The sequence below is a fragment of the Dialister sp. CAG:357 genome, assembly GCF_000435155.1.
Taxonomy (GTDB): Bacteria; Bacillota; Negativicutes; order Veillonellales; family Dialisteraceae; genus Dialister; species Dialister hominis.
Window position 1 is genome coordinate 31,866 of the sequence record NZ_FR896461.1, and the last position, 220, is coordinate 32,085.

The window sequence follows — 220 nt, forward strand, 5'->3', positions numbered from 1 at the left end:
TGAGGAAGCGGTTTTCTCATCATAAGCCCGCAGAAACGGCCAAGCCATGTATCAGCCCTTTCCACCTGAATTTGAACGCTTGGAAAATCTTCCTTGCTAAAAGTCCAATATTCGAGCATAGACTCTCCTTTGCGTCAATGATATTAAAATATCCCTTTATCCTATTGTCTGTTTTAGCGATAACAAGGATGGCAGCAATACGACGACGAAGATGGCCGGG